Here is a 24,119-nt window from a genome sequence, read left to right as displayed (position 1 = left end):
CGTCAGCCCGGACATGGCAGCGGACAAGCAGACCCTTACAGGAAGCTCTGCGGATCGATGTCCACCTGAACACGGACGGAGCCGCGCTGCTTCGGCCCCCTTTCGAGCATCGCCCGCACGAAGCCCTGCAGGTCCGCGCGTCGCGTGCCCTGCACCAGCAGGCGGAACCGATGCCGTCCGGCGATCAGCGCCAGGGGCGCCTCCGCCGGTCCGAGCACGTCGATCTCGGTGGCGCGCGGCGCTGCCTGCCGCAGGCCCCGCGCATGGCTCTCCGCCTCCTGTCGCGTCGCCGCGCTCACGATGATGCCCGCCAGCCGGCCAAAGGGCGGCAGGCCGGCGCGTTCGCGCTCGGCGATCTCGCGCTCGTAGAAGGCTTCCGCATCGCCGGTCACGATGGCCCGCATCACCGGATGCTCCGGCTGATAGGTCTGGAGAAGGCCTACGCTCTTCCTGCCGGTCCGCCCGGCGCGGCCCGTCACCTGCGCGAGGAGCTGGAACGTCCGTTCGGCGGCGCGCGGGTCGCCATTGGCGAGCCCAAGATCGGCATCGACGACGCCGACCAGCGTCATCGCCGGAAAATTGTGCCCCTTCGCGACGAGCTGCGTGCCGACGATGATATCCGCCTCGCCCTTGGCGATCGCCTCCAGCTCGAGCCGCAGCCGCTTCACGCCGCCCATCATGTCGGACGACAGCATGATCGTGCGCGCCTCGGGGAAATGCCGGTCGACCTCCTCGGCGATGCGCTCGACCCCCGGCCCGCAGGCAACAAGGTGGTCCAGCGTGCCGCATTCCGGGCAGGCTTCCGGACGCGGCTCGTTGTGGCCGCAATGATGGCAGACAAGCTGCCCGCGAAAGCGGTGCTCGACCAGCCAGCTCGAGCACTCGGGACACTGGAAGCGGTGACCACACACCCGGCACAGGGTCAGCGGCGCATAGCCCCGCCGGTTGAGGAACAGAAGCGACTGCTCGCCGCGCGCCAGCGTCTTCCGCATCGCATCGATCAGCACCGGCGACAGGAATCCGCCGCGCTCGGGCGGCGCCTTGCGCATGTCTATGGTCGCGAGATCGGGCAATGCCGCTTCGGCGAAGCGCGACGACAGGACGATGCGCTCATAGCGTCCCTGATTAGCGTTGACCCGGCTTTCCAGCGATGGCGTGGCCGAGGCGAGCACGACCGGGAAATCGCCGATATGGCCGCGCACCACGCCCATGTCGCGCGCATTGTAGAAGACGCGGTCCTCCTGCTTGTAGGCGGGGTCGTGCTCCTCGTCGATGACGATCAGGCCGAGTTCCTTGAAGGGCAGGAACAGCGCCGAGCGCGCGCCGGCGACCACGCGCACCTGGCCTTCGGCCACCTGCCGCCAGACCCGCTCGCGCTTCTTCGGCGCGAGATCGGAATGCCACTCGCCGGGCTTCGCGCCGAAGCGATCGTGAAACCGCTCGAGGAAGGCCTGCGTCAGCGCGATTTCCGGGATGAGGATCAGCACCTGCTTTCCGCGCTCCAGCGCGGCGGCGATGGCCTCGAAATAGACCTCTGTCTTGCCCGATCCCGTCACGCCGTCGAGCAGGGTGACGCTGAAGGCGTCCGTGCCCGCCCTTTCGCGCAGCCGCAGCGCCGCCGCTTCCTGATCGGGCGTCAGCTCCGCCTTGGCGAAACCCGCATCGGGCGCCGCCACCACCGGCTGCGGCGGGATCGACACGGTCTCGAACACGCCCTGTTCGCGCAGGCCCTCGATCACGCTCGAGGACACGCCCGCCGCATGGGCAAGCCCGGCGCGCGTCCAGGCCTGACCGTCGCCGGCCATCTCCAGCACGCGGTTGCGCGCCGCCGTCATCCTGTCCGGGCCGGCACCCTCGACCAGCCGCAGGCCTTCGGTCCACGGCTCGGGGTCGAAAGCCGCCGGCGCGCGCAAAAGCATGCGCGCCACCAGCCCGGGCGGCGACAGCGTGTAGGCGGCGATCCAGTCGACGAAGCGGCGCATCTCCTCGGCCACGGGCGGGCAATCGAAAATCTCGGAGATCGGCCGCAGGCGCTTGGCCGACAGCGCCTCGCCCGCACCGTCCCAGACGATGCCCGCCACCTCCCGCGGTCCGAGTGGCACGCGCACGATCGAGCCGGGGACGGCCTTCGCACCGTCCGGCACGGCATAGGAATAGGGTCGGTCCGCCGGCATCGGCACCATCACCGGCACGACGCGGGGCAGAATGCTTTTTGCGGGCGAATCTTCTGTCATCGGGCGTGACCTTGCCCTGTTCTTGCATTAGAGCAAAGACCCAACATCAAGGGTCGGGATCCTCTCTCTTGTCCCTGTCCGCCCGCCCGATCCCGCAAAGGAGCTTGCCATGAAATTCTTCGTCGACACGGCTGACGTGAACGATATCCGCGAACTGAGCGACACGGGTCTGCTCGACGGCGTCACCACCAACCCTTCGCTGATCATGAAGTCGGGCCGCGACATTCTGGAAGTGACCAAGGAGATCTGCGGCATCGTCGATGGCCCGGTCTCTGCGGAGGTGACCGCTACGGATTTCGCCGGCATGATGAAGGAAGCCGACATCCTGTCGAAGATCGCCGACAACATCTGCATCAAGGTCCCGCTGACCATGGACGGGCTGAAGGCGTGCAAGGCGATCACCTCCTCCGGCCGCCTGGTCAACGTCACGCTGTGCTTCTCGGCCAACCAGGCCCTGCTTGCTGCCAAGGCCGGCGCGACGTTCATCTCGCCCTTCATCGGCCGCCTGGACGACATGGGCATCGACGGGATGGACCTGATCGCCGAGATCCGCACGATCTACGACAATTACGATTTCGGCACGGAAATCCTCGCCGCCTCGATCCGCACGGTCAACCATGTCAAGCAGGCCGCGCTGATCGGCGCCGACGTCTCGACGGTGCCGCCGTCGGTCCTGAAGGCGCTGGTCAAGCACCCGCTGACCGACAAGGGCCTGGAAGCCTTCCTCGCCGACTGGGCGAAGACCGGCCAGAAGATCGGCTGAGCGGAAACCGGATTTGCCCGGCCATCGGCAACCGGCAGCGTTCCGGCATGGTTCCTCGGGTCAAGCCCGAGGATGACGAGCGGTGGTGAGGCTGGCGCCAATCACCGGCGCTGGCCGCTGATATGAACTTTTCTGCAATTCGTCATCCTCGGGCTTGACCCGAGGATGACGAATTGCGGAAGCCCCATCGACTGCTGCGCAAGCGCACCCCGCGCGTTATCCTTCGAAGGTCGCCTGCGGATCCTCGCGAAGCCGCGTGACCGCATGTTCCTGAAGGCGGGCGGCGACGTCCGCCGGTTCCCCCCCAAGGGCCTCCGGCGCGATCGGTTTGCCGATCGTCATGCTGATCGCGCGGCCCTTCTTGTTCAGGAGCTCGTGGAACAGCGTCATGTCGCGCAGCTCCGACGAATAGCGCGACAGGAGATAGAACAGCCCGGAATTGCGCGCCGTGATGTTGACCGGCACCACCGGCACCTCGTAGCGCCGCGCCAGCGCGACGACGGAGGGCTGCCATGGCCGCTCGGTCAGCTTGTCCTTGTTCCAGTAGGCGATGCGTCCCGACGGGAACAGCACGATGGCCTTGCCGGCGCCGAAGGCCTTGGCGGTCATCTCCAGCGTATCGCGGCTCTTGGCATGCGATTTCTCGCCCGCCCGCCATTCGACCGGGATGACCAGATCGCGAAACCGCGGATTGACGCGCAGTGCGTCGCGGTTGGCGAAGAAGGCCAGGTCGCGCCGGTGGTCCCGCATCAGGTCGAACACGGCGATCCCGTCGGCGATGCCGGTCGGGTGAGTCGGGGCCAGAATGAAGCCGCCCGTGGCCGGAATGTTCTCCATGCCGCGGGCGGATATCTCCAGCGACAGCAGACCGCTGATATAGGAGAACGCCTCCCAGCCCGGCAGCTCGGCCACCTTGTCGGCCATCGCCACCGCCTGGCGATAATGGAGGAATCGGTAAAGGAAGGGCTGCGCCAGCGGCCACAGCATGTGCTGCGAAAGGTGGGTGGTGCGTTCTGCGATGAGCTGATCGACCACATGCGGCGTGTCGGGGGCATAGAGGTCACGCCCCAGAACCCGGTTTCCCAGCACCGCGGCGACCGAAGTCAGCGTCGTGTGAAAATCCATGGGCGAACCGCTCCCTGAAGCATTGCGACTGTCGTCCGAACCGCCATTCTGCCCCATCCTGTCATCCAAGCGCGATCTCTGGCGAGAATCGGAACCCAAATCAAAGATCATGCTTCAGCGGTTGTTTCACCGAACACTGTGACGACGCAATGACACTGACGTACAATACAAATGAGCGGGCAATGGTTCCCCGCGCAAATCGCCTGCCGCCGCGATAGTACGACTATCCTCCGGCCCGCGCCAAGTCCTGGCCCACTGCAAGGCGGAGCAATTCGGCCAGTTCGCGCGCCGCGCGGTCCTCCGCGTCCCGTATTGCGCGGATCGCCGCGAACTCCTGCCGGGGAACGTCGTAGGCCGATGTCATCTCGCGCTTGCCGGAGGCGACGACGGCACCCGTCTGGCTGTCCGTCAGGCGGTAGAGACCCGTCATGGTCAGCGTGCCGGCGGTCGGCTCGTTATCGGTGATTACCTGGATGCGCGCGGCGGCCGAGGTGGCGCGGGTGACCGTCAGGTCAAGCGTGTAGCGCGCGTTCGCCGGCTGGCCGGCACCGCCATTGAGCAGGAAGATCAGATGATTGCGCACCTGCTGGCCATAGCGCGTATCGACCGGCGCGATGGCGACGGAGGAGAGCGCCGGCATGGATGCCGTGCCGGAGGACGAGACGTCCGGCGTCGCCATCAGGGGACGCACGGTGCAGCCCGAGGCGACGGCGACAGACAGGGCCAGGCCCGCCAGAAGCGAAACGCGAAACGTCGGGTTCAAGGTTTCCCCCTGTTTTCCAAACAGCATCAATCCGGTTCCTCGATGTCAGGCAACGATGTTGACGATGCGCTGCGGAACGACAATCACCTTGCGCGGCTCAGAACCGTTCAGCGCCTTCTGGACGAAATCGAGTTGAAGCACCGCATCTTCGACGGCAGATTGATCTGCGTCGCGCGCAATTGTCAAATCGCCGCGCTTCTTGCCGTTGATCTGAACGGGCAGGACGATTTCGTTGTCCACGACCAGCGCCGGATCGAACGCCGGCCACGCGCTCGCAGCCACCAGTCCCTCGCCGCCGATTTCCGCCCAGCACTCTTCCGCCAAGTGCGGCATGAAGGGCGCGACCAGGTGGATGAGGATGTCGATCGCCTCGCGCGCCGCGCCCTTCGTGGCCTCGTCGGCATCGGAGCCCAGTGCGGAGAGTGGCTCCTGCAGATCGTTGACGAGCTGGTGAACGCGCGCGATGGCACGGTTGAAGGCCAGCTTCTCGATGTCCTCGCCCACCGCCTTGAGCGCCTTGTGGGCCGCCTTGGAGGCGACGAGGGCCGCTCCGTCCCCGCCGGCCTTCGGCGTCACGCCGCGCACATGCTCCGCGGTCTCGGAGACCAGGCGCCAGACGCGCTGCACGAAGCGATGCGCGCCCGTCGCGCCGTCGTCGGTCCATTCCACGTCGCGCTCGGGCGGCGAATCCGACAGCATGAACCAGCGCGCCGTGTCGGCTCCGAAGGAATGGGTGATGTCTTCCGGGCTCACCGTGTTCTTTTTCGATTTCGACATCTTCTCCAGCGAGCCGATGGTCGCGGGTTCGCCATTGGCGATCTCGATGGCCTTGCGCGCGCCGCCCGAGCCGGTGAGCTCCACCTCGTTCGGCGCGAGCCAGCGCCCGTCCGCGGCGCGGTAGGTCTCGTGCACCACCATGCCCTGCGTGAACAGGCCCTTGAACGGCTCGGCGAGCGCCAGATGTTCCGTGTCGCGCATGGCGCGGGTGAAGAAGCGGGAATAGAGCAGGTGCAGGATCGCGTGCTCGATGCCGCCGATATACTGGTCGACCGGCAGCCATTCATTGGCCGCTTTCGGGTCGGTCGGATCGTTCTCCCAGGGCGCGGTGAAGCGGGCGAAATACCAGGACGAATCGACGAACGTATCCATCGTGTCCGTCTCGCGGCGCGCATCCGCGCCGCAGTTCGGGCAGTTGACGTGCTTCCAGCTCGGATGCCGGTCGAGCGGATTGCCCGGCCGGTCGAACTCGATGTCGTCCGGCAGCTTCACCGGCAGGTCGGCCTTCGGCACCGGCACCACGCCGCACGCCTCGCAATGGATCATCGGGATCGGGCAGCCCCAGTAGCGCTGGCGCGAGACGCCCCAGTCGCGCAGGCGGAAGTTCACCTTGCGCTCGCCGACGGGGCGATTGCCGATGGTCTCGGCGGACAGCCGCTTCGCCACCTCCTCGAACGCTTCCTTTGGCGTCAGGCCGTCGAGGAAGCGCGAATTGATCATCACGCCGTCGTCCGTATAAGCCTCCTCGGTGATCTGGAAGGTGGCGGCGTCGGCATCCGCCGGCATCACCACCGGCGTCACCGGCAGGCCGTACTTGTTGGCGAAGTCCAGGTCGCGCTGGTCGCCGGACGGGCAGCCGAAGATGGCGCCCGTGCCGTAGTCCATCAGGACGAAATTGGCGACATAGACCGGCAGCGTCCATTCCGGATCGAACGGATGGCGCACGCGCATGCCCGTGTCAAAACCCTTCTTCTCCGCCGTTTCCAGGGCCGCCGCCGAGGTACCGATGCGCCGGCATTCCTCGCAGAAGGCGGCGAGCGCGGGGTTCTGGGCGGCCAGCTTCTTCGCCAGCGGATGGTCGGCGGCGATCGCCATGAAGGACGCGCCGAACAGCGTGTCGGGCCGGGTCGTGTAGACCTCCAGCTCGCTTTCGCCTTCCGGCGCTCCTTCTGGCGCCAGCGCCCAGCGGACCAGCATGCCCTCGGAGCGGCCGATCCAGTTGCGCTGCATCAGGCGCACCTTGTCCGGCCACTGGTCCAGCCCGTCGAGGGCGTCCGACAGATCCTGCGCGTAGTCGGTGATCTTGAAGAACCACTGCGCCAGCTCGCGCTGCTCGACTTCCGCGCCGGAGCGCCAGCCGCGCCCGTCGATCACCTGCTCGTTGGCGAGCACGGTATGATCGACCGGATCCCAGTTGACCTTGGAGGTCTTGCGCGTCACCAGCCCCTTCTCGAAGAAGTCGACGAACAGCATCTGCTGGCGGTGGTAGTAGTCCACGTCGCAGGTGGCGAACTCGCGGCTCCAGTCGAGCGACAGGCCGAAGGTCTTCAGCTGGTCGCGCATCACGGCGATGTTCTGGTAGGTCCACTCCTTGGGATGCACCTTGTTCTGCATCGCGGCGTTTTCCGCCGGCATGCCGAACGCGTCCCAGCCCATCGGATGCAGCACGTTGTAGCCCTTGGCCCGCTTGTAGCGCGCCACCACGTCGCCCATCGTGTAGTTGCGCGTGTGGCCGATATGGATGCGCCCCGACGGATAGGGGAACATCTCCAGCACGTAGTATTTCGGCCGGCCGTCGTCATTGCTGGCCTCGAACAGCTTCGCCTCGTCCCAGGCCTTTTGCCAGCGGGGTTCTGCGACACGGGGATTGTAACGTTCGGTTGCCATGGCCGGATTTTCACAAGATAAGGAGCGGGAAAGTCGAAGGCGGACCTTCACCATGGTTTCGCCGAAGCGTCAACTCCGGGATCGGTCTTGTGTGGGAGACATCAAGCGACATGAGCAACGCCGTCGAGAACCTGCATGCCGTCCGGGATACCATCGCCGCCGCCGGGAAAGCGGCCGGGCGGGCGACCGGTTCGGTGTCGCTCGTCGCCGTCTCGAAGACCTTCGACGCCGACGCCATCCGCCCCGTCATCGAGGCCGGCCAGCGCATCTTCGGCGAGAACCGCGTGCAGGAAGCGCAGGGCAAGTGGCCGGCGCTGAAGGAGGCGTTTCCCGACATCGAGCTGCGCCTCATCGGACCGCTGCAATCCAACAAGGCCGCCGACGCCGTGGCGCTGTTCGACGTCATCGAGAGCGTCGACCGCGAGAAGATCGCCGCCGCGCTCGCCGGCGAGATAAAGAAGCAGGGCCGCAGCCCGCGTCTTTATGTCCAGGTCAATACCGGGCTCGAGCCGCAGAAGGCGGGCATCGACCCGCGCGAGACGGTGGCCTTCGTCAGCCATTGCCGCGACGTGCACGGCCTCGCCATCGAGGGGCTGATGTGCATTCCGCCCTTCGACGAGAATGCCGGCCCGCATTTCGCCCTGCTGGAGAAGCTGGCGCGCGAGGCGGACGTCGCGAAATGCTCGATGGGCATGTCGGGCGACTACGAGAAGGCCATTGCCTTCGGCGCCACCAGCGTGCGCGTCGGCTCGGCGATCTTCGGGGCGCGCTGAAAACGGTCGTCGTCAGGCCGTCGCGGCCGGTTGCCCCACCGTGCGGATCACGATGAAGACGAACAGCAGCATCGCCGCCAGAATGATCAGCGAACCGACCTTCGCCAGCCCTTCGCCCATGCCCATGATCGCCATGGCGATGCCTGGCACGGCGGTGACGACGCCGATCTCGGCGAGCAGCACCTGCAGCCGCGCCAGTCGGCTCTCGGCCGCAAGCGGCACCAGCGTGTAGAACGCGCCGTAGAGCGCGATCGTCACCCAGCCGAGCAGGTTCAGATGGCCGTGCGCCGGCGCCAGCGTATGATCGCCTGACGCCGCCATGACCAGACCCAGTATCATCCCGAGCGCGGCGTAGATCGGCGCCGTGACCCAGCATATCCTAGCCAACCCGTTCATTCTTCTCCCCTTTGCGCCCCTCGGGCGCGCGCCCCCGGTTCCGAACCTCCCCCGGTCCGTCAGCCCCGCTGCTCCACGCGGCGGCGACCCGCATGATACGGCATGCCTGCCCGGGTAGGAAGATAAGCCGAATGATGATCAGCCGGCGTTTAAGTGCGCGCCGTATCGTCGAGATTGACCGCCTCGGCGAGGAAGTCGAGGAACGCCCTGACCCGCGCCGGCAGGAACCTGCCCTGGCCGACATAGACGGCGTGCACGGCTTCCTCGTCACCCGGATTGTGCTCCTCCAGCAGGGGCACCAGCCGGCCGGCCGCGATGTCCGGACCCACATGCCACAAGGCGTGTCGGGCGATGCCGGCGCCGGCCAGCGCCATCAGCCGCATGGTTTCTCCGTCGCTGATCAGCGAGCGCCCGGTCGCCGGCACGGTGACGATTTGCCCCTCCGCGCCCGTGAAGGGCCATCCCTCGTAGATGCGTGAGAAGCAGAAGCCGAGCAGGTTGTGCGCCGCAAGGTCGGCCGGCGTCCGTGGCCGCCCATGCGCCTCGAGATAGGCCGGCGACGCCACGACGGCCATGCGCGTCTGGCCGAGCTTGCGGACGATCAGGCTCGAATCGGCGAGCGGCCCGGCGCGGATGGCGAGGTCGGCGCGCTCCTCGAGCAGGTCCACCACATGGTCGGTCAGCACCAGGTCCACCGCCACCTCCGGATGCCGCGCCAGGAACTTCGGCACCAGCGGGATCAGCCGATGCTGGCCGAAGGGCACGTTGCTGTTGATCCTGAGCCGGCCGCGCGGGGCGGCACCCGCGGCCGCCTCGCGTTCCGCTGCCGCCATGTCGGCGAGGATGCGCACGCCGCTCTCGTAGAAGGCGTTGCCTTCCGGCGTCACCTGCAAGCGCCGCGTCGAGCGGCGCACCAGACGCGTGCCGAGCCGGGCCTCCAGCCGGCCGATCAGCTTGCTGACCGCCGAAGGCGTCATCCGGAGCGCACGCGCCGCGGCGGAGAAGCTCTGCATCTCCACGACCCGCACGAAGACTTCCATCTCCGCCGAGCGGTTCACGTCGATACGCGCCATTTGTGAACTCATTTCATAGGTATTTTGATGATCTGAAGTCTAATTCATCAATACGTAAAGGTCCATCTAGCTGTTGAAGCCGCTCGCGCGCGGCCCACCGATAACGGCCCACCAACAACGGCAAAGGGACCGCAAATGCCTCTCGCCCTCTACGCGCTCACCGCCGGTGCCTTCGGGATCGGCGTCACCGAATTCGTCATCATGGGCCTGCTGCTCGAGGTGAGCGCCGATCTCGGCGTGACGATCTCCGCCGCCGGCCTGCTCATCTCGGGCTATGCGCTCGGCGTCGTGGCCGGCGCGCCGATCCTCGGCGCGCTCACCGAACGCTGGTCGCGCAAGACGCTGCTGATGGGGCTGATGGTCGTCTTCACGCTCGGCAACCTCGCCTGTGCGCTGGCGCCCGACTACACCACCCTGATGGCCGCGCGCGTGCTCACCGCCTTCGCGCACGCTTCCTTTTTCGGCGTCGGCTCGATGGTCGCCACCGGCCTCGTCGCTCCCGACCGCAAGGCCTCCGCCATCGCCGCCATGTTCACCGGCCTGACCGTCGCCAACATCCTTGGCGTTCCCTTCGGCACCTGGCTCGGCCAGGCCTTCGGCTGGCGGTCCACCTTCCTCGCCGTCACCCTGGTCGGCATCGTCGCCCTTCTCGTCATCGCCCTCCTCGTGCCGCGCGACGAGCGCCGGGAGACCGGCGAGGAGGCGGGCGGGACGCTCGCCGTGCTTGGCCGGCCGCAGGTGCTGCTCGGCCTGCTGACCACCGTCCTGAGCTGGGTCGGCGTCTTCGCCGCCTTCACCTACATCGCGCCGATCCTGACCCGCATCACCGGTTTCTCCGAGGGCGCGGTCTCGCCGATCCTGCTCGTCTTCGGCGCCGGCCTCATCGCCGGCAACCTCCTCGGCGGCCGTCTCGCCGACCGGCGTCTGGTGCCGGCGCTGCTCGGCTCGCTCGCCGCCCTCGCCGTGGTGCTGTTTGCCCTGAGCTTCGCCGTGCACGACAAGCGCGCCGCCGTCCTCGCCATCGGCCTGTTCGGCGCCGCCGCCTTCGCCACCGTGCCGCCGCTGCAGATCTGGGTGCTGCAGAAGGCGGAGGGCGCCGGCCAGGGCCTCGCCTCCTCCTTCAACATCGCTGCCTTCAACCTGGGCAACGCCATCGGCGCCTGGCTCGGCGGCGCGGTCATCGACCACGGCCCGGGTCTCGACGCCGTCATCTGGGTGGCCGGCTTCGTGCCGCTCGCCGCCCTCGCGATCGCCGTCCTCGCCCAGCGCCTCGACCGCCGGGCGACCCGAAGCGGCGCGCTCTGCGAGACGGCGCCGGGTTAGAGCGCCGTCCTCCGGCGCAGACCCGGGCGATGCAGCGGGCGGCGTCCGCGATCCCTTCCCTCACCACGAACCACCAACCCCACACCACCAACCAAGGAGCACATCATGGAACACCGCCGTCTCGGCGCATCGGGCCTCAACGTCCCGGTGCTCAGCTTCGGAACCGGCACGTTCGGCGGCACCGGGCCGCTGTTCGGCGCCTGGGGCACCACCGACGCGGACGAAGCGCGCCGCCTGATCGACATCTGCCTCGATGCCGGTCTCAACCTGTTCGACACCGCCGACGTCTATTCCGACGGCGCCTCGGAAGCCGTTCTCGGGGAAGCCATAAAGGGCCGCCGCGACGCGGTACTGATCTCCACCAAGACCACCCTGCCGATGGGCGACGGGCCGAACGACGCCGGCTCCTCGCGCGCGCGCCTGATCCGCGCCGTGGAAGCCTCGTTGAAGCGGCTCGGAACCGACCATATCGACCTCCTGCAGCTGCACGCCTTCGACGCCGCCACACCGGTCGAGGAGGTGCTCTCGACGCTCGACGATCTCGTCCGCGCCGGCAAGCTGCGCTACACGGGCGTGTCGAACTTCTCCGGCTGGCAGGTGATGAAATCGCTTGCCGCCGCCGACCGCAACGGCTGGCAGCGCTATGTCGCCCACCAGGTCTACTACTCGCTGGTCGGCCGCGACTACGAATGGGAACTGATGCCGCTTGGCCTCGACCAGGGCGTCGGCGCGCTGGTCTGGAGCCCACTCGGCTGGGGCCGGCTGACCGGCAAGCTCCGCCGCGGCGAGACGCTGCCCGAGGGCAGCCGCCTGCACGACACGGCGAGCTTCGGCCCGCCCGTCGCCGACGACCTGCTCTACCGGGTGGTCGACGCACTCGACGAAATCGCCGCCGAGACCGGCAAGTCGGTGCCGCAGATCGCCATCAACTGGCTCACGCGGCGGCCGAGCGTTTCCTCCGTCATCATCGGCGCGCGCAACGAAGAACAGCTCAGGCAGAATCTCGGCGCCGTCGGCTGGTCGCTTTCCGACGATCAAATCGCCAGGCTCGACGCGGCGAGCCTGGTCGATGCGCCCTATCCCTATTTCCCCTACCGCCGTCAGGAGGGGTTCGCGCGGCTCAATCCGCCGGCCGTTTAGGGATGCCCTGAGCAGGGCTGGAAATCATGCGATGCGGAGCTTCCGGGCGAGGGGAAGGAGAGAACCCACGCCCGGAAGCCGCCACGGCCCCAACCGACCGGTCAGTGAAGCACCAGTTCGCCTGTCACGCTGCGCCATTCGCTCGGCTTGACCAGCCCGCGATGCGTGTAGATCACCGAGTGCAGCGGCCCCTCGATCCTGGCCTTCCAGAAATCGATGAACCGGTGCAGCGCCGGGAAATCCGGTGCGATATCGTAATGCTGCCAGATGAAGCTCTGCAGGAGATGCGGATGATCCGGCAGATGATACAGGAACTCCGCCGTCGTCAGGCCGTATCCCTTGAGCATGAGCTCGAACTCGCGCGTTTGCTGCATGCATTGCCTTTCCGAATCACGTCTCGGATGAAGAAAGTGTCGGTGAGGTTGTCCCGGCCGTCCAGCAGAAAACATCTCAGAATATCAAATTATTGTGTAATTACAGATTGTTAGCAGCATTAGAACGCCGGTGCTAACGAACCAGGAACCGCTTTCGCGCCGCAGCCTTCGCCGCCGTCCAATGTCTAATGTTGTCGCCGACCGCAGAATGGTAATAATGCGCGCGAGCCAAGAGACCCCGCGTCGCCCGGACGCGCATCCGGTCTCCAGCGATTGCCTACCGGGAGGAGTGGAAATGTCCGAAGTGCATGTTCATCGTGTCAAGTCCGCGTGGAAGAAGAACGCGCTGATCGACAACGACACGTATCTCAAGTGGTACAAGGACAGCGTCAAGAACCCGGAGAAGTTCTGGAACAAGCACGGCAAGCGGATCGACTGGTTCAAGCCCTACACCAAGGTCAAGAACACCTCCTTCACCGGCAAGGTCTCGATCAAGTGGTTCGAGGACGGCCTCACCAACGCCTCCTACAACTGCGTCGACCGCCACCTGAAGACGCGCGGCGACCAGACCGCCATCATCTGGGAGGGCGACAATCCCTATGATGACAAGAAGATCACCTATCGCGAGCTCTACGAGCATGTCTGCCGGCTCGCCAACGTCCTGAAGACGCGCGGCGTCAAGAAGGGCGACCGCGTCACCATCTACATGCCGATGATCCCCGAGGCCGCCTACGCCATGCTCGCCTGCGCGCGCATCGGCGCGGTGCATTCGGTCGTCTTCGGCGGCTTCTCGCCCGATTCGCTCGCCGGCCGCATCGAGGACTGCAAGTCCGACTTCGTCATCACCGCCGACGAGGGCCTGCGCGGCGGCAAGAAGATCCCGCTCAAGGAGAACACCGACAAGGCCGTCGCCATCGCCGAGAAGGCTGGCGCCAGGGTGCGCCACGTCCTGGTCGTGCAGCGCACGGCGGGCAAGATCAACTGGGTTTCCGGTCGCGACCTCTGGTATCACGAGGAAACCGCGAAGGCGAAGCCCGACTGCAAGCCGGAGAAGATGAAGGCCGAGGACCCGCTGTTCATCCTCTACACCTCCGGTTCCACCGGCAAGCCGAAGGGCGTGCTGCACACCACGGGCGGCTATCTCGTCTACACCTCGATGACCCATCAATATGTCTTCGATTACCAGGACGGCGACGTCTACTGGTGCACCGCCGATGTCGGCTGGGTCACGGGCCACAGCTACATCGTCTACGGACCGCTCGCCAACGGCGCCATCACGCTGATGTTCGAGGGCGTGCCGAACTATCCAGACACATCACGCTTCTGGCAGGTGATCGACAAGCACAAGGTCAACACCTTCTACACCGCGCCGACCGCCATCCGCGCCCTGATGGGCGCCGGCGACGAACCGGTCAACAGGACCTCGCGCAAGTCGCTGCGCATCCTGGGCACGGTCGGCGAGCCGATCAATCCGGAAGCCTGGGAGTGGTACTACAAGGTCGTCGGCGAGAAGAAGTCGCCCATCGTCGACACCTGGTGGCAGACCGAGACCGGCGGCATCCTGATCACGCCGCTGCCCGGCGCCACCGACCTGAAGGCCGGTTCGGCCACGCGCCCCTTCTTCGGCGTTCAGCCGCAGCTCGTCGATGGCGAGGGCGCGGTGCTGGAAGGCGCCGTCAGCGGCAATCTGTGCATCACCGATTCCTGGCCCGGCCAGATGCGCTCGGTCTATGGCGACCACGAGCGCTTCATCCAGACCTATTTCTCCACCTACAAGGGCAAGTACTTCACCGGCGACGGCTGCCGCCGCGACGAGGACGGCTATTACTGGATCACGGGCCGCGTCGATGACGTGATCAACGTCTCCGGCCACCGCATGGGCACGGCCGAGGTGGAATCGGCGCTGGTCAGCCACGACAAGGTCTCCGAGGCCGCGGTGGTCGGCTATCCGCACGACCTCAAGGGCCAGGGCATCTACTGCTACGTCACCCTGATGGCCGGCGAGAAGGGAACCGAGGAGCTGAAGAAGGAACTCGTCGCCCATGTGCGCAGCGAGATCGGCCCGATCGCCTCGCCCGACAAGATCCAGTTCGCGCCCGGCCTGCCAAAAACCCGCTCCGGCAAGATCATGCGCCGCATCCTGCGCAAGATCGCCGAGGACGATTACGGCGCGCTCGGCGACACCTCGACGCTGGCCGATCCGGCGGTGGTCGACGATCTGGTGGAGAACCGGCAGAACAAGAAAGGCTGACCCTTCCCCTTGCATGTGGAGGCTGACGCCTCCACATTGTGGGTAACGTCAACGAAACGAAAGGAGGTGATCCGATGTCGAGTGATTTCCGTTCAAACGTGGTCTCGATGGATTGCCTTCAGGGGGAGCAGCCTCTCCGCTGAAGCGCAGGAAACGCGGCCGGGCTTCACCGATGAAGTCAGGCACGACCGCGTGCGAACCAGAAAACACGGGGCCGTTCCTTCGGGAGCGGCCTTTGTTTTGAGACGCGACGGAAAACCGCGTCAGCAACCGATGTCCTTCCGGATCCTGTCGACGGTCTGCTTGTCGGGGCACACGTTTTCGCACGGGATGCCATCGCCGTCGCCATCGGCGCGACGATAGCCGTTGCACCACATGATCACGGCCTCGCGGCAGGAACTGACACTCTTGCATCCGCCGCGCCTGCTCTGCACAAGCAGCATGTCGGACGCCGGCTGGAGACGCTGCATGCCCTCCAGCGCATGACCATCGCCGGCAAGCGCCAACAACGCCGCCGCTCCTATGTAAATCCCCCTCCACATCGAACGACTATCGGCTGCCATAGGCGCAAAACGCAAGCGGTCCCGCCGAACCGGTTCGGCGGGACCGCTTTTGATTGTCTCTGTCTGCCGCGCTCCGAAGCCCTTCCGGCTGAAGGGCGTGCGGCGAGAAGCCTATTCCGCGCTGGTCTCGGCGGCGGCGGCTTCCTGTGCCTTGGCGGCTTCCTCGGCGGCCTTCTCGGCAGCGAGCGCCTGGGCCGCGGCGATCTTCTCGGCCTCGACGCGGGCCTTCTCCTCGGCCAGCGCCTGGCGCTCGGCGTCGTTCAGGCGGCGGGCGCGAACGCCGGTGTTCTCGGTGATGCGGGCCGACTTGCCGCGGCGATCACGCAGATAGTAGAGCTTGGCGCGGCGAACGCGGCCGCGACGGACCACCTCGACGCCCTCGACGAGCGGCGAATAGACCGGGAAGACACGCTCCACGCCTTCGCCGTAGGAAATCTTGCGGACGGTGAAGTTTTCCTGGAAGCCGGAGCCGGAGCGGGCGATGCAGACGCCTTCATAGGCCTGCACGCGGGTACGCGTACCTTCGGTGACGCGCACGAGAACGCGCAGCGTATCGCCGGGCTGGAATTCGGGAAACTTGCGCTGGGCTGCGATCTTTTCGGCCTGCTCGGCCTCGAGCTGACGGATGATGTCCATCTCACTGTCCTCTTGTTCTTCTCGAACCGTCAGAGCGCTCATCCCGGGGGGCAGTTTCGAAAACCGCCTGAAGAGTGCCCTCCCGAGGGAGGAAGCAGGAGCGAATTCACGCGTTCATTGATATGAGTCTTCCGGCCGCAGCCGTTTGTGTGCGGGGCACATACACGAGAACGCAGAGGGAATCAACAGGAGTCCACGCACGGCTCAACGACGAAGGCCGATTGCCGGACACGCCTCGCCCCCCCCACTCCGACCGCTTCGCCGCCCTGCTGACCCGGCGTCGGAACCCTGCGCTCCGGCGGGATGCAAGCGCTTCGTTGACGCGGCAGGCCATGCACGGCACTCTCGCGCCGGGCCGCAAGGGACGATCTGGAGAGGAAACCGCGCATGAAACCCGTCACCCAGGCCGGCGACTGGCTCGCCGATCCCGGCCGCTTCCACGGCGAATGGCAGGGCGGGGCGCACGGCGCCAATGTCTGCGTCATCGTCAACGAGATCGAGACCATCGGCGCCGGGCCGCGCCTGCACAGGCATCCCTATCCGGAGACCTTCGTCGTCCGCCGCGGCCGCGGCCTGTTCGTCGTCGGCGAGGAGCGGATCGAGGCCGGGCCGGGCGACATTCTCGTCGTTCCCGCCGACACGCCCCACCGTTTCGAGAATCTCGGCCCCGGCACGCTCGCCACCATCGATATCCACGAGAACGGTGCGTTCGTCACCGAGTGGCTTGAATAGAGCGTCTTGCCGTCACGTCTCCGACGCGTCGCGCCCGGCCCACAGGTCCGGGCGCCGCTCGCGCGTCAGCTTCTCCGCCTCGCCGCGCCGCCATGCGGCGATCTTCGCGTGATTGCCGGACAGGAGCACGTCGGGAATCGGCTCACCCTCGAAGGTCTGCGGGCGCGTATATTGCGGATGCTCGAGCAAACCGCCCTCGAAACTCTCTTCCTCGCCCGATTGCTCGTTGCCCATCACCCCGGGCAGCAGGCGGATCACCGCGTCGAGCAGCACCAGCGCCGCCGGTTCACCGCCGGACAGGATGTAGTCGCCGATCGACACCTCCTCCAGCGCCCGCGCATCGATGAGGCGCTGGTCGATGCCCTCGAAACGGCCGCACAGGATCACCGCGCCGGGCCCAGCCGCCAACGCCCGCACGCGCGCCTGGTCGAGCGGCCGGCCGCGCGGGCTCATCAGGAGTTTCGGGCGTGGATCCTCCGGACCCGCCACATCGTCCAGCGCGCGGGCGAGCACATCGGCCCGCATCACCATGCCGGCGCCGCCGCCGGCCGGCGTGTCGTCCACATTGCGATGCTTGCCGGTCGCGTAATCGCGGATCTGCACGGCGTCCAGCGACCACAGTCCCGCGGCGCGCGCCTTTCCCGCCAGCGAGAGGTCTAGCGCACCGGGAAACATCTCCGGATAGAGGCTGAGAACGGTGGCGCGGAAACTCACGCCGAATCCCCCGCCGGTTCCTCCGGGCCCGCTTCGTCGTCTTCGTCCTCGAGCAGGCCCGCCGCTGCCCGGTCGAAGCGCGCCACTTTCGCGGCAAGGTCGATCGACGGGACAGCCGCACGGGTGAAAGGCACCAGCGCCGAGCCTCCCGTCGCCAGGGTCACCTCGAGGATATCCCCGGCGCCGAAATTGTGCAGCGCGCCGATCGTCCCGAAACGCTGCCCTGCCTCGTCGACGGCGGCCAGCCCGATCAGGTCCGCGTGATAATATTCTTCCTCGTCCAGTTCGGCCGGCAGTGCGGCGCGCTCGACGAAAAGCGCGGTGCCGTTCAGCGCCTCCGCCGCGTTGCGGTCGCCCACCTCGGCGAATTGCGCCACGACGACATTCTTGACCGGCCGAAGCTGCCGGACGGTCAGCATCCGCCCGTCCCCCGTCGTCAGCGGCCCGTAATCGCCGAGCGCCATCGGATCGCCGGTGAACGATTTGACGCGCACCTCGCCGCGCAGCCCCTGCGCCGCGCCGATCACGGCAAGCTGAACTGGATTCTTCGGTCTGTCTGTCTTGGTCATGCATTCCGGCCGCTATTTCGAAAGCAGCTTGTAGCCTCTTTCACCAACGGTCTCCAGCAAGACTCCCAACGCAAACGCACAAAAGGCAAAAATAAACTGAAACAGCAAACCTGCGTGAAACAAGGACCGTTGCGACCACACCATCTCCACATCGCCGCCAAAAATACTGACGAGTTCCGCATTGCGCCTCTGCAGGGAATAGTCCTGCAATTGTGCATCATCCGTGAGTATCGTTTGAGCGTCGGGCGTGTAGGAAAAGCCGGCCACCTGCCAGTCCGGCCGTGCATCGTCGTATGGATAGGGGAAGGCCACCCAGTTCATGGAGCCGAAATACAGGGCGACGGCGGCGGTGACGAGAAAGGTCTTCATCGCTCCGCCGAGCTTTAAGCCCGCAGCCATGCCCGCCAGCAGAGCTATAACGACGACAATGACCAGGTTTGGACCAAGCAGGTCGTTGGCGATTTCCAGAAACCCCCTTACATACTCACCCATCTCAGTCCGCCCATTCTATCGTGTAGTCCATATCCCTCCCGCCGGAGCGGAGATCGATGCTTCTGGCCTTGCTCTTTCTGCCGGCGGCATCCTCTGCCCAAAACCACCACTTCGCCACCGGTGCCAGCGTGCGGGCCTGGAAGCTCCGTGTGTCGAACTCGATCTTGTTCTCGTCCTGGCAGCCGGCACGGTGACTGGCCTCCGTAGCCCTGTAAACCCGCAGCCCTGTCAGTTGCTCGTAGGTGGGAGAATAAGTCCGCACGACGAACTCCGCACGGCCGATTCCCAGCGCAGCCACTTGCGCTGTCACCGCATCGGTAATCACAGCGATCTGCTCTGCCGGGTACAACTCGATCTGATCGGCCTCGAAAAGACCAGAGACATACTCGGCAGCCTGATATGCACCGGATTTCTGTTCGAGCAGCACGAACTCATCGACGCCGATCGCACCGTTCGACTGCACGCGCATCGGGCTGTTGATGAGGTCCCCGATCATAGTGATGTCGCGCCGAATTCTGCCGGTTACGGAATCGGCGCCGCTGAGCGTGTCCAGCTTTGCCCCAACGGTCTCTATTTTGGCGACCGCTTCCTGCTTGCTGGTCTCCGCGGAAAGCGCAACCTGCAACCCGGTCCAAGTCTTGTACCCGTCTATGCTTGTGTCCTCCTCGCCCATGCTGGAGATCGACGGGACATTGAGAGCTTCGCCGATGCCGAGCGTGTTCAGATCGGTTTTTCCCGGATTGAGCGCCTGCGTGAAGGCAATGTTGTTCCGATCCGGCAGGAAACCTCCCTTCTCGACCAGAGCGGCAACCGTATCTCCCGATTGCACATTCTTGGGGAGATAGGTCACGACAGGACCCTGAATGCCGGTCATCTGCCAATTCTCGGCCAAAGCGGGCGCCATGCCAGGTTCGGCGACGATTCCGAGTGCTTCAGCCTGCGCTATCCGGCCACACAGCGATTGCGTCTGCGCAGTGGCGTGGGGCGCCACGCTCAGAGAAACCGCCAAAGCAGCGGCCACACGATACATTAGCCCAGCCCCCAATATTGTCGTTGTTCTGCTGACGGCAAGAAGTAAACAATAAATTGGAGCTTACAACAACCTATACGGAAAGGGTATGATGCACGTTCGTCCTCTGGATGAATGCACCGGAGACGAAATCTGATGGATCACCGATCCTGGATCGGCCTCAAGAGTCTGCCCTCAGGCATTCCCGGACGGCCTGCCGGCAAGCTTTCCCGACAGGGCTTCGATGCGCTCGGCCATCTCCAGGAGCACGCCGGTCAGCGCGGCATCGTTCTTGTCGGCCTTGTTCAGCGCGTCGTCGCGCGTCTTGCGGAGCGTGGCGATCTCGCCTTCCATCCCCTTCATGCGCTTCTGCAACTCCGCCAGCTCGTCCATCACCATGATGCCGGCCATCACGCTCAGCCGGTGATCGCCGATTTCGCCGAAGGAACCCTTCAGATGCATCACGTAGCGGTCGAAACGCTGCGCCAGGTCGATGAGATGCTCTTCCTGCCCCTCGTCGCAGGCCATCCGGTAGGACTTGCCGTCAATGGTGACTGTTACCTGTGCCATCGCACGTCCTATCGATCCAAAACGGCGCGGATCGTCTCCATGGCCGTGACCAAACGCCGCGAGACCTCGCGGTTCACTTCCTCAAGCCGTTCGGCGCGCGCCTCGGACTTGTCGATCTCCTGGGCGAGGCGGGAACGGTCGGCGTTCATGCGCTGCAGTTCCGCGTCGGACTCGGCGAAGTCCTGCTCGTGCTCCAGCCGCGCATCGACCGCGTCCTCGAGCGCGGTCAGGGCCTTCCCTAACCGCCCGATCGCCTCCTTGAGCGTCGTTTCACCACTCATGACCGCCAACCCCAGTCCTGCGATTGCGGGCATCGGCCCACCTGAGCGCCGCGCGCCGGGTGGCGATCCGCAATCGATGTGACACAGGCAATCTTGCTTACTCTCATGCAGCCCTTCCGCTCGCGCAGATCGGCCCTCTCGGCAGGGACGGCATTCCGTCCCGTCAGGCCGTGCTCGCGAATCGCGGGCCTTACTAACACCTTATAAGGAAAAGATTAGGCGCCGGGTGAACCTCCCGTCAACAAAGCGCATCCGCTAATCCCCCAAAATGCTGCGACGGTTCCGATACGAAACGTGTGCGCATGCCTGGCCGGACTCGCTCCCCGACGCCGCCTCTTTGTTGACTTCAAGGCCGCAACTGCTATGTGTCGCCTGCTTTTCAAGGGGCCGGGACTGTCGATACCAGTCCTCAATCAACTGCCTGCAGCGAGCAATCGAGCAACCATGATCTCACGCGACAAACACGACCGGATGGCAAACGCGATCCGCTTCCTTTCCATGGACGCCGTGGAGAAGGCCAATTCCGGCCATCCCGGCCTCCCGATGGGCGCGGCCGACATCGCCACCGTGCTGTTCACCCGGTTCATGAGCCAGGATCCGAAGAACCCGCACTGGCCCGATCGCGACCGCTTCGTCCTGTCGGCCGGCCACGGCTCGATGCTGCTCTATTCGCTGCTCTACCTCCTCGGCTACGAGGACGTCACGATCGACGAGATCAAGAACTTCCGCCAGCTCGGCGCGTGCACGGCCGGCCACCCGGAATTCGGTCACGCCGCCGGCATCGAGACGACCACCGGCCCGCTCGGTCAGGGCCTGGCGAACTCCGTCGGCATGGCGCTCGCCGAACGCATCCTGAATGCCCGTTTCGGCGACGATCTGGTCGACCACTACACCTATGTGCTGGCCGGCGACGGCTGCCTGATGGAAGGCATCAGCCAGGAAGCGCTGACGCTTGCCGGGCACCTCAAGCTGAACAAGCTGATCGTCCTCTTCGACGACAACCAGATCTCCATCGACGGCGCGATCTCGCTGACCGATTCCACCGACCAATGCGCCCGTTTCGCCGCCTCCGGCTGGAACACGATGCGCGCCGACGGCCATGATCCCGAAGCCATCGCGGCCGCGATCACGGCGGCCCGCGAGTCCGACAAGCCGACCCTGATCGCCTTCCGCACCACCATCGGCTTCGGCGCCCCGACCAAGTCCGGCACCGCCAAGGTGCACGGATCGCCCCTCGGCAAGGAAGAGATCGCCGGCGCCCGCAAGGCGCTTGGCTGGACCGCAGAGCCCTTCGTCGTGCCCTCCGACATCCTCGACGACTGGCGCCTTGCCGGGTTGCGCTCCACCAAGGAGCGGAAGGCCTGGGAAGAACGCCTTGCCGGCGCGGACGCGGAGATGCGCGGCGAGTTCGAGCGCCGCATGCGCGGCGACCTGCCGGAGAATTTCGACGCCGCCATCGTCGAGTACAAGGAGAAGCTCGCCGCCGAGCCGCCGAAGGTCGCGACCCGCAAGTCGTCGGAAATGGCGCTCGAGGTGATCAACGCCTGCCTGCCGGAAACCATCGGCGGCTCCGCCGACCTGACCGGCTCAAACAACACCAGGACCAGCCAGACCGGGCCGATCTCTGCGAAGGACTATTCCGGCCGCTACGTGCATTATGGCATCCGCGAGCACGCCATGGCGGCGGCGATGAACGGCATGACGCTGCATGGCGGCATCATCCCCTATGGCGGCACGTTCCTGACCTTCTCGGACTATGCCCGCCCGGCCATGCGGCTTGCCTCGCTGATGCGGATCCGCTCGATCTTCGTCATGACGCATGATTCCATCGGCCTCGGCGAAGACGGCCCGACGCACCAGCCGGTGGAGCATCTGGCGGCGCTGCGTGCCATCCCCAACCACTACGTGTTCCGCCCGGCCGACGCGGTCGAGACCGCCGAATGCTGGCAGGTTGCCATCGCCTCGCGCGAGACCCCTTCGACGCTGGCCCTGTCGCGGCAGAACCTGGCACCCGTCCGCACCGCGCACGAGGAAGACAATCTCTGCGCGCGCGGCGCCTACGAGCTGGCCTCCAGCGACGACGACGCCGAGGTGACGCTGTTCGCCACCGGTTCCGAGGTGGAGATCGCCGTGGCGGCGAAGGCGCTGCTCGACAAGGCCGGGCATCCGGCCCGCGTCGTCTCCGTGCCCTGCTTCGAGCTGTTCGAGGAACAGACCGCCGACTACCGCAAGGCGGTGATCGGCAACGCTCCGGTCAGGGTCGCCATCGAAGCCGGCATCCGCCAGGGCTGGGATGCGATCATCGGCTCGGACGGCGTGTTCATCGGCATGACGGGCTTCGGCGCGAGCGCCCCCGCCCCGGCGCTCTACCAGCATTTCGGGATCACCGCCGAGGCGGCGGCCGGCGCCGCGCAGAAGCGCCTCGCGAAGCAGGCTTGATCCCGAGGCGCACCCGCCCCTGTTCCTGGACCAGCATTTGCTGGTCCCCGCATCTGGATTCTTGAAGCCGACGCCGCTATGAAGCGGCGTCCTTTTCCGTGCGCGCGCACGGCCACCCACTCCGCGGAGGAAATTCATGACCGTCAAAATAGCCATCAACGGATTTGGCCGCATCGGCCGCAACATCGTCCGCGCCATCTATGAATCGGGCCGCAAGGACATCGACGTTGTCGCCATCAACGATCTCGGCCCGGTCGAGACCAACGCCCACCTCTTGCGCTACGACAGCGTGCATGGCCGCTTCCCTTCCGAGGTGAAGGTCGATGGCGACACGATCAGCATCGGCACCGATACGTTCAAGGTCTTCGCCGAGCGCGATCCGGCCAAGCTGCCCTGGGGCGAGCTGGGCGTCGACATCGTCATGGAATGCACCGGCATCTTCACCTCGAAGGAGAAGGCATCCCTGCATCTCCAGGCAGGCGCCAAGCGCGTGCTGGTCTCCGCGCCGGCCTCGGGCGCCGACCTGACGGTCGTCTATGGCGTCAACCACGACAAGATCGCCAAGGAGCATCTGGTCGTCTCCAACGCCTCCTGCACCACCAATTGCCTGGCGCCGGTCGCCATGGTCCTGAACGACGCCTTCGGCATCGAGAAGGGCTTCATGACGACGATCCATGCCTATACGGGTGACCAGCCGACGCTCGACACGATGCACAAGGACCTCTATCGCGCCCGCGCGGCCGCGATGTCGATGATCCCCACCTCGACGGGTGCGGCCAAGGCGGTCGGTCTCGTGCTGCCGGAACTCAACGGCAAGCTCGACGGCGTCTCGATCCGCGTGCCGACCCCGAACGTCTCGGTCATCGACTTCAAGTTCGTGCCGAAGCGCAAGGTCACCGTGGAGGAGATCAACAACGCGCTGGTCGCCGCAGCCGATGGCAAGCTGAAGGGCATCCTCGCCTACACCAATGAGCCGCTCGTCTCGATCGACATGAACCACAACCCGGCATCCTCGACCTTCGCCCTCGACCAGACCAAGGTCATCGAAGGCGATCTGGTCCGCGTCATGTCCTGGTACGACAATGAATGGGGTTTCTCGAACCGGATGGCCGACACGGCGATTGCCTTCGGCAAGACGATCTGACCCCGTCCCAAGAAGAAAAGCGTTTCCACCCCCCGCTGCACCAGCGGGGGGTTTTTCATTTCTGCCAGATCTTCTTTCCAAGGTTGAACCC

General features: G+C 65.8%; 23 protein-coding genes. 8 read left to right on the top strand and 15 right to left on the bottom strand.

The genetic code is table 11. The annotated features are described in order from the left end of the window. Positions 1–35 precede the first annotated feature (35 nt). The gene (locus tag NA2_RS11285) at positions 36–2,234 is read right to left on the bottom strand and encodes a primosomal protein N' (protein ID WP_008596982.1); all 2,199 of its coding nucleotides are present in this window, start codon (positions 2,232–2,234) and stop codon (positions 36–38) included. A 109-nt stretch (positions 2,235–2,343) separates the two neighbouring features. On the opposite strand from NA2_RS11285, the gene fsa reads away from it, so the two are divergent. Next, positions 2,344–2,997, top strand: a complete 654-nt coding sequence (gene fsa / locus NA2_RS11280) for a fructose-6-phosphate aldolase (RefSeq protein WP_008596980.1) — start codon at positions 2,344–2,346, stop codon at positions 2,995–2,997. 216 nt (positions 2,998–3,213) lie between these two features. Here fsa and NA2_RS11275 read toward each other — a convergent pair whose 3' ends face one another. The 3 genes from NA2_RS11275 to leuS form a co-directional block, all read right to left on the bottom strand. After that, the gene (locus NA2_RS11275; protein WP_008596979.1) at positions 3,214–4,122 is read right to left on the bottom strand and encodes a GNAT family N-acetyltransferase; all 909 of its coding nucleotides are present in this window, start codon (positions 4,120–4,122) and stop codon (positions 3,214–3,216) included. Positions 4,123–4,345: 223 nt separating this feature from the next. Beyond that, positions 4,346–4,912: an LPS assembly lipoprotein LptE gene (locus NA2_RS11270; protein ID WP_008596976.1), complete on the bottom strand. Its 567-nt coding sequence runs from the start codon at positions 4,910–4,912 to the stop codon at positions 4,346–4,348. 18 nt (positions 4,913–4,930) lie between these two features. Beyond that, positions 4,931–7,549, bottom strand: coding sequence for a leucine--tRNA ligase (gene leuS, locus NA2_RS11265; protein WP_008596975.1), 2,619 nt, complete (start codon positions 7,547–7,549; stop codon positions 4,931–4,933). Positions 7,550–7,659: 110 nt separating this feature from the next. Between leuS and NA2_RS11260 the strand changes: the two genes are divergently transcribed. Continuing rightward, the gene (locus NA2_RS11260; RefSeq protein ID WP_008596974.1) at positions 7,660–8,322 is read left to right on the top strand and encodes a YggS family pyridoxal phosphate-dependent enzyme; all 663 of its coding nucleotides are present in this window, start codon (positions 7,660–7,662) and stop codon (positions 8,320–8,322) included. 12 nt (positions 8,323–8,334) lie between these two features. Here the strand turns inward: NA2_RS11260 and NA2_RS11255 are convergent, their stop codons facing one another. Continuing rightward, positions 8,335–8,718 (bottom strand): hypothetical protein, encoded by a 384-nt coding sequence (locus NA2_RS11255; protein ID WP_040677540.1) that lies wholly within the window; start codon positions 8,716–8,718, stop codon positions 8,335–8,337. A gap of 149 nt (positions 8,719–8,867) precedes the next feature. Beyond that, positions 8,868–9,791, bottom strand: coding sequence for a LysR family transcriptional regulator (locus NA2_RS11250; RefSeq protein ID WP_008596971.1), 924 nt, complete (start codon positions 9,789–9,791; stop codon positions 8,868–8,870). Positions 9,792–9,926: 135 nt separating this feature from the next. On the opposite strand from NA2_RS11250, the gene NA2_RS11245 reads away from it, so the two are divergent. Continuing rightward, entirely contained in the window at positions 9,927–11,114 is a 1,188-nt protein-coding gene (locus NA2_RS11245) for an MFS transporter (RefSeq protein WP_008596970.1), read from the top strand. 105 nt (positions 11,115–11,219) lie between these two features. Next, entirely contained in the window at positions 11,220–12,254 is a 1,035-nt protein-coding gene (locus tag NA2_RS11240) for an aldo/keto reductase (protein WP_008596969.1), read from the top strand. 101 nt (positions 12,255–12,355) lie between these two features. On the opposite strand, the gene NA2_RS11235 is transcribed toward NA2_RS11240, so the two are convergent. Then, complete coding sequence (locus NA2_RS11235; RefSeq protein ID WP_008596968.1) at positions 12,356–12,628, bottom strand: usg protein; 273 nt, start codon at positions 12,626–12,628, stop codon at positions 12,356–12,358. 295 nt (positions 12,629–12,923) lie between these two features. Between NA2_RS11235 and acs the strand changes: the two genes are divergently transcribed. Continuing rightward, a complete protein-coding gene (gene acs / locus NA2_RS11230) occupies positions 12,924–14,879 on the top strand; it encodes an acetate--CoA ligase (RefSeq protein WP_008596966.1) in 1,956 nt (651 codons plus the stop codon). Between the two features lie 263 nt (positions 14,880–15,142). Here the strand turns inward: acs and NA2_RS11225 are convergent, their stop codons facing one another. Both NA2_RS11225 and rplS read right to left on the bottom strand, forming a co-directional pair. Continuing rightward, the gene (locus tag NA2_RS11225) at positions 15,143–15,385 is read right to left on the bottom strand and encodes a hypothetical protein (RefSeq protein WP_244423629.1); all 243 of its coding nucleotides are present in this window, start codon (positions 15,383–15,385) and stop codon (positions 15,143–15,145) included. Positions 15,386–15,553: 168 nt separating this feature from the next. Further along, entirely contained in the window at positions 15,554–16,078 is a 525-nt protein-coding gene (gene rplS, locus NA2_RS11220) for a 50S ribosomal protein L19 (RefSeq protein WP_008596962.1), read from the bottom strand. Between the two features lie 387 nt (positions 16,079–16,465). Between rplS and NA2_RS11215 the strand changes: the two genes are divergently transcribed. Continuing rightward, positions 16,466–16,810: a cupin domain-containing protein gene (locus NA2_RS11215; RefSeq protein ID WP_008596960.1), complete on the top strand. Its 345-nt coding sequence runs from the start codon at positions 16,466–16,468 to the stop codon at positions 16,808–16,810. 12 nt (positions 16,811–16,822) lie between these two features. Here the strand turns inward: NA2_RS11215 and trmD are convergent, their stop codons facing one another. From trmD to NA2_RS11185, 6 genes are all read right to left on the bottom strand, one after another. Beyond that, positions 16,823–17,524 carry a tRNA (guanosine(37)-N1)-methyltransferase TrmD gene (gene trmD, locus NA2_RS11210; protein WP_008596958.1) on the bottom strand — a complete coding sequence of 234 codons (702 nt, stop codon included), beginning with the start codon at positions 17,522–17,524 and terminating at the stop codon, positions 16,823–16,825. Continuing rightward, entirely contained in the window at positions 17,521–18,093 is a 573-nt protein-coding gene (rimM, locus tag NA2_RS11205) for a ribosome maturation factor RimM (protein ID WP_008596957.1), read from the bottom strand. Before rimM ends, trmD begins: the two co-directional genes overlap by 4 nt. Before the next feature lie 12 nt (positions 18,094–18,105). Continuing rightward, positions 18,106–18,585, bottom strand: a complete 480-nt coding sequence (locus NA2_RS11200; RefSeq protein ID WP_008596955.1) for a hypothetical protein — start codon at positions 18,583–18,585, stop codon at positions 18,106–18,108. 1 nt (position 18,586) lies between these two features. Continuing rightward, positions 18,587–19,615: a hypothetical protein gene (locus tag NA2_RS11195; protein WP_008596954.1), complete on the bottom strand. Its 1,029-nt coding sequence runs from the start codon at positions 19,613–19,615 to the stop codon at positions 18,587–18,589. A 174-nt stretch (positions 19,616–19,789) separates the two neighbouring features. Beyond that, positions 19,790–20,164 carry a cell division protein ZapA gene (locus NA2_RS11190; RefSeq protein WP_040677537.1) on the bottom strand — a complete coding sequence of 125 codons (375 nt, stop codon included), beginning with the start codon at positions 20,162–20,164 and terminating at the stop codon, positions 19,790–19,792. Between the two features lie 8 nt (positions 20,165–20,172). After that, positions 20,173–20,445 (bottom strand): DUF4164 domain-containing protein, encoded by a 273-nt coding sequence (locus NA2_RS11185; RefSeq protein ID WP_008596952.1) that lies wholly within the window; start codon positions 20,443–20,445, stop codon positions 20,173–20,175. Between the two features lie 444 nt (positions 20,446–20,889). On the opposite strand from NA2_RS11185, the gene tkt reads away from it, so the two are divergent. Beyond that, positions 20,890–22,884: a transketolase gene (gene tkt, locus NA2_RS11180; protein WP_008596950.1), complete on the top strand. Its 1,995-nt coding sequence runs from the start codon at positions 20,890–20,892 to the stop codon at positions 22,882–22,884. A gap of 136 nt (positions 22,885–23,020) precedes the next feature. After that, complete coding sequence (gap, locus tag NA2_RS11175; protein WP_008596949.1) at positions 23,021–24,028, top strand: type I glyceraldehyde-3-phosphate dehydrogenase; 1,008 nt, start codon at positions 23,021–23,023, stop codon at positions 24,026–24,028. The last annotated feature ends 91 nt before the right edge of the window (positions 24,029–24,119 follow it).

This window comes from Nitratireductor pacificus pht-3B (assembly GCF_000300335.1).
GTDB lineage: Bacteria > Pseudomonadota > Alphaproteobacteria > Rhizobiales > Rhizobiaceae > Nitratireductor > Nitratireductor pacificus.
Note: the sequence above shows the minus strand (reverse complement) of the source record. Positions and strands in the feature narration are given on the sequence as shown.

Coding starts and splice junctions, on each gene's coding strand:
- NA2_RS11285 (WP_008596982.1), bottom strand. CDS start 2,234: ATGACAGAAGATTCGCCCGCAAAAAGCATTCTGCCCCGCGTCGTGCCG.
- fsa (WP_008596980.1), top strand. CDS start 2,344: ATGAAATTCTTCGTCGACACGGCTGACGTGAACGATATCCGCGAACTG.
- NA2_RS11275 (WP_008596979.1), bottom strand. CDS start 4,122: ATGGATTTTCACACGACGCTGACTTCGGTCGCCGCGGTGCTGGGAAAC.
- NA2_RS11270 (WP_008596976.1), bottom strand. CDS start 4,912: ATGCTGTTTGGAAAACAGGGGGAAACCTTGAACCCGACGTTTCGCGTT.
- leuS (WP_008596975.1), bottom strand. CDS start 7,549: ATGGCAACCGAACGTTACAATCCCCGTGTCGCAGAACCCCGCTGGCAA.
- NA2_RS11260 (WP_008596974.1), top strand. CDS start 7,660: ATGAGCAACGCCGTCGAGAACCTGCATGCCGTCCGGGATACCATCGCC.
- NA2_RS11255 (WP_040677540.1), bottom strand. CDS start 8,718: ATGAACGGGTTGGCTAGGATATGCTGGGTCACGGCGCCGATCTACGCC.
- NA2_RS11250 (WP_008596971.1), bottom strand. CDS start 9,791: ATGGCGCGTATCGACGTGAACCGCTCGGCGGAGATGGAAGTCTTCGTG.
- NA2_RS11245 (WP_008596970.1), top strand. CDS start 9,927: ATGCCTCTCGCCCTCTACGCGCTCACCGCCGGTGCCTTCGGGATCGGC.
- NA2_RS11240 (WP_008596969.1), top strand. CDS start 11,220: ATGGAACACCGCCGTCTCGGCGCATCGGGCCTCAACGTCCCGGTGCTC.
- NA2_RS11235 (WP_008596968.1), bottom strand. CDS start 12,628: ATGCAGCAAACGCGCGAGTTCGAGCTCATGCTCAAGGGATACGGCCTG.
- acs (WP_008596966.1), top strand. CDS start 12,924: ATGTCCGAAGTGCATGTTCATCGTGTCAAGTCCGCGTGGAAGAAGAAC.
- rplS (WP_008596962.1), bottom strand. CDS start 16,078: ATGGACATCATCCGTCAGCTCGAGGCCGAGCAGGCCGAAAAGATCGCA.
- NA2_RS11215 (WP_008596960.1), top strand. CDS start 16,466: ATGAAACCCGTCACCCAGGCCGGCGACTGGCTCGCCGATCCCGGCCGC.
- rimM (WP_008596957.1), bottom strand. CDS start 18,093: ATGACCAAGACAGACAGACCGAAGAATCCAGTTCAGCTTGCCGTGATC.
- NA2_RS11200 (WP_008596955.1), bottom strand. CDS start 18,585: ATGGGTGAGTATGTAAGGGGGTTTCTGGAAATCGCCAACGACCTGCTT.
- NA2_RS11195 (WP_008596954.1), bottom strand. CDS start 19,615: ATGTATCGTGTGGCCGCTGCTTTGGCGGTTTCTCTGAGCGTGGCGCCC.
- NA2_RS11190 (WP_040677537.1), bottom strand. CDS start 20,164: ATGGCACAGGTAACAGTCACCATTGACGGCAAGTCCTACCGGATGGCC.
- NA2_RS11185 (WP_008596952.1), bottom strand. CDS start 20,445: ATGAGTGGTGAAACGACGCTCAAGGAGGCGATCGGGCGGTTAGGGAAG.
- tkt (WP_008596950.1), top strand. CDS start 20,890: ATGATCTCACGCGACAAACACGACCGGATGGCAAACGCGATCCGCTTC.
- gap (WP_008596949.1), top strand. CDS start 23,021: ATGACCGTCAAAATAGCCATCAACGGATTTGGCCGCATCGGCCGCAAC.